At 76.1% G+C, this 301-nt stretch carries 1 protein-coding gene; it reads right to left on the bottom strand.

Translation table 11 applies throughout. The features are described from left to right. A partial coding sequence (locus ACG04Q_RS25610; RefSeq protein ID WP_394514709.1) for a LytR/AlgR family response regulator transcription factor occupies positions 1 to 301 on the bottom strand: 301 nt, incomplete at both ends.

Raw genomic sequence — 301 nt, 5'->3', positions numbered from 1 at the left:
CCACCGGCGCGGGCGGCTGTGCCAGGCGCTCGCGCACGCGGGCCAGCGCGGCGGCCAGGCGCTCGGGCGTGTAGGGCTTGAGCAGGTAGTCCAGCGCCGCGAGCTCGAAGGCCCGCAGCGCATGTTCGGCATGCGCGGTCGAGAAGATGACGCTGCGCACGCCCCGCTCGCGCAGCGCGGCGGCCAGCTGCACACCGTTGCCGCCGGGCATCTCGATGTCCAGCAGCGCGAGGTCGGGCGGCGCGGCGAGCGTCTGCACCAGGGCCAGCGCGGCCGACGCGTCGGGGGCTTCCAGCAGTTC

This window comes from Pelomonas lactea (assembly GCF_043555885.1).
GTDB classification, from domain to species: domain Bacteria; phylum Pseudomonadota; class Gammaproteobacteria; order Burkholderiales; family Burkholderiaceae_C; genus Pelomonas; species Pelomonas lactea.
The sequence above is the reverse complement of the archived record's forward strand: the minus strand, read 5'-3'. Positions and strand labels throughout refer to the sequence as shown.